6 protein-coding genes are annotated in these 6000 nt (G+C 73.4%); 4 read left to right on the top strand and 2 right to left on the bottom strand.

The features are described 5' to 3' along the window. Window positions 1-155: 155 nt before the first annotated feature. Entirely contained in the window at window positions 156-662 is a 507-nt protein-coding gene (locus tag ACIRD3_RS39360; RefSeq protein ID WP_402226676.1) for a flavin reductase family protein, read from the top strand. Window positions 663-806: 144 nt separating this feature from the next. Here ACIRD3_RS39360 and ACIRD3_RS39355 read toward each other — a convergent pair whose 3' ends face one another. Both ACIRD3_RS39355 and ACIRD3_RS39350 read right to left on the bottom strand, forming a co-directional pair. Then, window positions 807-2966 (bottom strand): caspase family protein, encoded by a 2160-nt coding sequence (locus ACIRD3_RS39355; RefSeq protein ID WP_402226674.1) that lies wholly within the window; start codon window positions 2964-2966, stop codon window positions 807-809. Further along, window positions 2959-3309: a hypothetical protein gene (locus tag ACIRD3_RS39350; protein ID WP_402226672.1), complete on the bottom strand. Its 351-nt coding sequence runs from the start codon at window positions 3307-3309 to the stop codon at window positions 2959-2961. The genes ACIRD3_RS39355 and ACIRD3_RS39350 overlap by 8 nt, the downstream gene beginning before the upstream one ends. 306 nt (window positions 3310-3615) lie before the next feature. On the opposite strand from ACIRD3_RS39350, the gene ACIRD3_RS39345 reads away from it, so the two are divergent. The 3 genes from ACIRD3_RS39345 (at window position 3616) to ACIRD3_RS39335 (ending at window position 5716) form a co-directional block, all read left to right on the top strand. Then, a complete protein-coding gene (locus ACIRD3_RS39345) occupies window positions 3616-4407 on the top strand; it encodes a hypothetical protein (RefSeq protein ID WP_402226670.1) in 792 nt (263 codons plus the stop codon). A gap of 273 nt (window positions 4408-4680) precedes the next feature. After that, on the top strand, window positions 4681-5343 hold the full coding sequence (locus ACIRD3_RS39340) for a hypothetical protein (RefSeq protein ID WP_402226669.1): 663 nt from the start codon (window positions 4681-4683) through the stop codon (window positions 5341-5343). Between the two features lie 109 nt (window positions 5344-5452). After that, on the top strand, window positions 5453-5716 hold the full coding sequence (locus tag ACIRD3_RS39335) for a hypothetical protein (protein WP_402226666.1): 264 nt from the start codon (window positions 5453-5455) through the stop codon (window positions 5714-5716). The last annotated feature ends 284 nt before the right edge of the window (window positions 5717-6000 follow it).

Raw genomic sequence — 6000 nt, 5'->3', positions numbered from 1 at the left:
GCCCCGGGGGCCGCCTCGGGGGGCGGCCCCCCCCCGGGGGCGGGGGCCGCCCCCCCCCCCCCGCCCGCGGCCGGGGGGGGGGGGGGGGGGGGCGGGGGGGCCGCGCGGGGCGCCCCGCCCCCGCGGCGACCCGGGAGGGAAGGAGCACTGCTGCCATGTCCGATTCCACCCTGAGCGGAGCACCGGTCTGCGCCGACCGGTTCCGGTCGGTGCTCAGCCACTACCCCACCGGGGTGGTGCTGGTGACCGCACCGCCGCCCGCCCCGGCGCAGCCACCGCCCGCGATGATCGTCGGCACCTTCACCTCGGTGTCGCTGGACCCGCGACTGGTGGGCTTCCTGCCCGCCAAGTCCTCGACCAGCTGGCCGCGGATCCGTGCGGCCGGCCGGTTCTGCGTCAACGTGCTGGCCGCGGACCAGCAGCAGGTGTGCCGGGGGTTCGCGGCCCGCGACCCGGCCCGCTGGGAGGTGCCGTACCGGCTGACCCCGGCCGGCTGCCCCGCACTGGTCGACGCGCTCGCCTGGCTGGACTGCGAGCCGGAGGGCGAGGTGGCGGCGGGCGACCACTGGTTCGTCACCGCCACCGTCCGCGACCTCGCCGTCCAGCGGACCGGCCCGCCGCTGGTCTTCCTGCGGGGCGACTACGGCCGCTGCGTCGCCTGACCGGGGCCGTCGGCCACCCGCCCGACCGCCTGCCGACGTCGGGCGGGCGCGCACCAGGCTGCCGGGCCGTCCCCGGTCCGGAGGAAACCCGGACGGGGGACGGGCGGGTGGACGGGCGGGCGGGCGGGTGGACGGGCGGGCTCGTCAGAACGTCGCGAAGCCCCAGGTCGCGGCGAACGCGATGACCCAGCAGAACACGCCCGCGGGCATCGTCACCCACGGGGAGAGTTCCATCTGCAGGAAGATGTTGGACCCCATCCAGGAGGTGAAACCGATCGCCACGGGTGCGCCCCACAGGACCCCCGGGTTGTTCACGCGTGCCAGGACGCCGCCCAGGACGGCGACGCTGGTCCCCCCGCCGATCAGCAGCGCCACCAGCACCATCTCCCACCGGTCGTAGAGGGGGACGTCGGCCCGGTGGCCGTGGTACGAGGTCTCGACCACGTGGCCCAGCCAGACCTTGAGGTCCACCTCGGTACCGGAGTCCACGTCGTCGTAGAACCGCCTCCCGACGGTGTAGGTCTCGGTGCCGGACGCCGTGTCGCGGAGCACCGAGATCTTGTACGCGGTCGATGCCTGGCCGTCCTCCGAGAACTTCGCCGTGACCCGCCCGGTCTCCGGCCTGAGGCAGTCCACCCCCGCTGCGATCCCCGGGCTGCCGCAGACCGGGGCGCCCTGGTGCGCCGTCACCCGGACGTTCTCGTCGAGGAACCGGCCGAATCCCGCACCCACCACGGACAGGCCGATCAGCAGGAGCAGGCCCTGGGCCAGCACCCTGCCGACGGGCACCGGCGCGCGCCGGGACGGACGTGGGCGCGGTGGCCCGGCCGGCTGCGGCCGGGCGCCGGGGACGGCCGTGCGCTCCGCTTCCGGACCGAGGGCCGTCGCCAGCGCGAGCACCGGCGGCGGGGTTGCCGCGGCCGGCACCGGATCCGCGTCGGGCGGGGAAAGGGGCTCGCCGTCCGCCTGGTCCATCAGCCGCTGGACCTGGAGTCGCAGCACACCGAGTTCCCGGCCCAGCGAGTCGGCCTCGCGCCGGATCTCGGCCAGGTCCGACTCCCGGGCGTGGGCGAACGCGACGGCCGCCGCGAGCCTGCGGTCCTTCTCCTCGGAGGACTCCCGCAGGCGGCGGATGCGCTCCTCCTCGGCGGTGAGCCGCGCCGCCAACCGGACGGCCAGAGCCCGGTCCGCCAGCCGGCCGCGCCGCTCCTCGTCCCGCTCCCTGGTCAGTACCGTGACCGCCTCCCGGAGTTGCTCGGTGACCTCCTGCAGATACACGACCTGCACCGCGGGCAGCGGACTGTCGCGCAGCTCCGTCAGACGCAGCTCGTGCAGCGTGCCGAGGAGGCCCGGGGGCAGGGGGACGCCGTGCCGCTCCAGGGCGGCGAGGAAGGCGTCGACGAAGTCGCGCGGGGCGATCGCCGCGCCCGACAGGTAGGACGAGACCTCCTCCGGTGAGCGGCCGCTCTCCTGCGCCAGTCGTTCCAGGGAGACATCACGGTGGCGCCGGCCCCGGACGAAGGCGGCGGCCAGGGCCGTGGCGAAGGGCGACCGGTGGGCGGCGTTGCGGGTGAAGGCGAACAGGTTGGCGGAGTCGGTGCCGAGCTGGTTGGGCGGCGGCAGTGCCCGTTCTCTCAGCCGGTCCCGCAGGTGCGGGTACAGGGCGCCGAGGGTGAGCCAGACGGGACCGCCGGGCATGCCCTCCCGGATCAGCTCCAGCAGCGTCCCGGTGAAGGACGTGGTCGCCTCGGCCTGCTCGCTCAGCGGGACGACGTGGGCGGCCCGGTCGCTGGCGACCAGGATGTACGCCCCGCGGATGTGTGCGGCCCCGGCGGGGTCCGCCCCCGCGGCCAGCGCCTCGATGGCGCGGCCCGAGTAGCAGCAGTCCAGCACCACGACCTTGACCTTGGCCGGACTGTCCAGGAACACCTCGCGGACGCGGTCGTACACGAGTCCGCCCGCGTCGGGGTGATCGGGGTTGGTGTCCGTCAGTGTCAGGCAGAGCTGACCGCGCGGCAGGATCACACCGTGCCCGACGTAGTAGAGCAGCAGGACTCCGCGGGTCTCCCGGGCGAGTTCGCGCAGCTGCGGGAGCAGCTCGCGGATGTCGCTGGGGTCGGGGATGGCGGTGATCCGGTCCGGCGGCCAGCCGCACAGCCGGGGGTCGGTCAGCACCTGTCGTACGGCGGTCAGGCTGTTGAGGGCGGCGGGCAGCGGTTGGAAGCCGCTGCGCTGATAGGTGCCCGTCCCGATCAGGATCGCGCGGGAGGTCGCGAAGTCGGGTGGCCCGGGCTGGTCAGTCATCGCCGCCGCTCAGTACCTCGCGCAGCAGGGGGGCGACGTCCTCGGGCTTGAGCCCCCGGACGTCCAGCTCGACCCTGCGGGCCGGGGTCGTGACGGTGACCGTCACGTCCGTGCGACGGGTCCGCAGCCAGGTCGAGAGCGATCCGGCCAGGACGGCGCCCGCGCCGCCGCTGCCCAGTGCCACCTCCAGCACCTCGACGGCCCCGCCCAGTTCGCCCTCGGCGGGTGCCGTCGGCACGGCTCGGACCAGCCCGACCAGTTCGCGCTCGTGGCGCAGCCACTCCCACAGGTCGGCCGTCTCCCGGACCTCGTCGCCGCCCGTGACCGCTATGCGTGCGTCCATGTTCTCCCCACCTGCTCCACCGGTGTCCGACGTGACCCGGGCCCCTCCCGGGCACGGAGGGGATGATGCCAGGACGGCGCCTCCGATGCGGTCGATTCGGCCCTTCTGCAGCGGGTTTGCGCAGATGCGTGGACCGGTACCCGCGCGGGCGCCGGGCACTCCCCGGGAACGGGTGTACTGTCCCCCGACCGCTCTACATCCCACCAGTGTTACGGTCACTCGCCCGAGGACGGGCCACCGCGGAAGCGTCGGGACCGTGGTGACGTCGGGTCGAACAGGCGTTGCCGTCGAACGTGGAGTGGTCGAATGTCATCACCGGGGCGCCGCAGGGCCCTCCTCGCCGTGGGCGCCGTCGTCGCCCTGGCTGCTCTGTCCGTAGGGGCGCGCTACGCTGCGGACCACGAGCCCAGAGCTGACGCGGGGCTGTTCAGCCAGGTGCTCCTCAGCGCCGACGGCCGTACCCTCACGACGCCGGTCACGTGGACACCGTGCCAGGAGGCCGAACCGCGGCTGTTCGCACGCGAGACGCCGCAGACGGTCGCCGCGGATCTGAAGACCGGGCGCACCGTGGACCAGACCCACGAGTGCCCCTCGGCAAGCCGACTGGTCAGTCTCACACTCCGGGCTCCTCTGGGGACCAGGCAGCTGTCGGAGGCCAACACGGGAAAGCCGTTCGTCCCGTTCCCCGCCGCCCGGCTCGCCGACGTCGGCTACCTCCCCCGGGGCTTCACCGCGATTTCGGACGTCCCGCAGGTCTTCGGCTCCGTGGCCGGGCCCTGGACTCCCCATCCGTACAACCGCAGCGACACCGTGCCCTCCTGGACCCGCTACTACGCGACCGCCGGCACGCCCGCGCTGAGCATCACCCAAGTCCTCGCCGCAGCGAGCACCCCGGACCCGGCACCGGGCACCGACGCCGGTCCGCCGATGTCCGTCAACGGCCACCGCGCATCCCTCGTGTGCGACACGGATTCCGAACGCGCCCTCACCTGGTCCGACGGCGTCAGCACCTTCACCGTGGTGAGCATCGACCCGCACCACGCGGCGCTCTCGCCCTCCGAGCTCCTTCGGGTGGCCAACGGCCTGCGGAACCCCTGAAGGGCGTCAACAGCCCGCATCCGTCCGCTGTCTCGGCACCGCGAGCAAAGGCGGCATCCGGTAGCACTATCGTCGTCGGCGTACTGCTCACCCGGCTCTTCGAGTCATGAGTGAAGCGCGTCCCGAGGTGCGGAACCGCCGAAGTCGACGTCCACGGCGGACAGCCCCCGACGACACCGCTTAGGGTGAGCACTGGTCGGTCGGACGGTCTGGATGGCGGAAATGCGCTTCGGCAAGGACAGGAAGAGCACTGCGGAACCTCCTGTCGAACCCGTGCACTGGGAACGGGTCAGGGAGTTCGTCATCAGCGACGTCGAACGGCCGGCCACCCCGACGCGCAGCCGCATCAGCCGGGGTCCGCGCGCCGTCCGGGTGGCCAAGGGCGGTAAGAACGACCGGGTCCTCGCTCCCTGTGCTTACGTCGCCACCTCGGCCACACCGCGGACGCCGGTGTCAGCCCCCTCGCCCGTGGCCCCCGGGCTCGCCCTGTTCGAAGACCCCGACGCCAGCCGCCTGCTCTGCTACGTCGGCGAACCGCGAGAGGTCGACGGCGAGCGGCACCATCCCGTTCACGACGGACGAGGGCTGCTCATCGGAACCCTCCGTCGGATCCCGCCCAAGCGCCCCTTCCGCCACACCTGGGCCATCGACCAGCCCGGACACTCCCCCATCGTCGGCCGCAACCACTGGGTCGCCGGCGGTTCCTCGAAGGACGCGCTCGCGCGGGTGGCGGGCCGGTTCGCACTCGGAGTCCTCGATGCCCTTGCCGACTTCGGCGCGGAGGGCGGCGACCAACCGTCCAAGCCCCGCACCCTGGAGTGGTGGGCCGACGACGAGGTGGTGATGACCTCGGACGGCAGCGAGAAGGTCACCGTGAAGGCCGAGTGGATCGACCGCCGCCTGGCTTTCGCCTTCGCGCTCGTGGGCGACCGCTGAGGCTGACCCGCGTGCAGCGACCCCTTCAGCGGTGAGCTCCAGCAGCCCGGGGGAGGACACGCCCTCGTTCGGGTGGCTGCCCGCTTCCGGCGGTGGTCCGGCGGTATCAGTGACCGCCATGACCACCACACGTAGCAGGCAGCGGGTGCGGCGGGTGGACGATCAGGGTGTCATCACCACTGTCGTCCCGGGGACCGAACCAGGGCCTGAGCCGTTCCTGCCGACCGGCGTGGCCGTGGACGCGGACGGCATCCTTCTCATCGCCGACGTCGTGGGCCGGCGCGTGCTGCGTCTGGGTGCGGACGGTGCGCCGTCGACGATCGGCGGTCCGGGCGATCACGCCACCGTCCTCGGGCCGGAGGAGGCCGACTGAACGACCCGTCGTCCTGCCGAGGTCGGACCCGACCCCGGCAGGACGGTCCTTCCACCCGTCAGGTCATCACTCGATGGCTTTCACCGTGCTGTTGTAGGCGTCGGCGGACTGGACGGTGAATTCGATGTCGGCTGCCGGGTCGCGGAAGGTCTGGCCCGGCTGCCAGGTCGCCATGTCCAGCGCACTGCAACCCGCCGGCGGCGCTGCGGCGTTCGGGTTGCGGACCACCCGGATCGGGCCCTGGCCGCTCGCGATCGCGGTGTCGACCGTGTAGACGAGGACGC

It is taken from the genome of Kitasatospora sp. NPDC093550, from assembly GCF_044764985.1.
In the GTDB taxonomy this organism is placed as follows: domain Bacteria; phylum Actinomycetota; class Actinomycetes; order Streptomycetales; family Streptomycetaceae; genus Kitasatospora.
The sequence above is the reverse complement of the archived record's forward strand: the minus strand, read 5'-3'. Positions and strand labels throughout refer to the sequence as shown.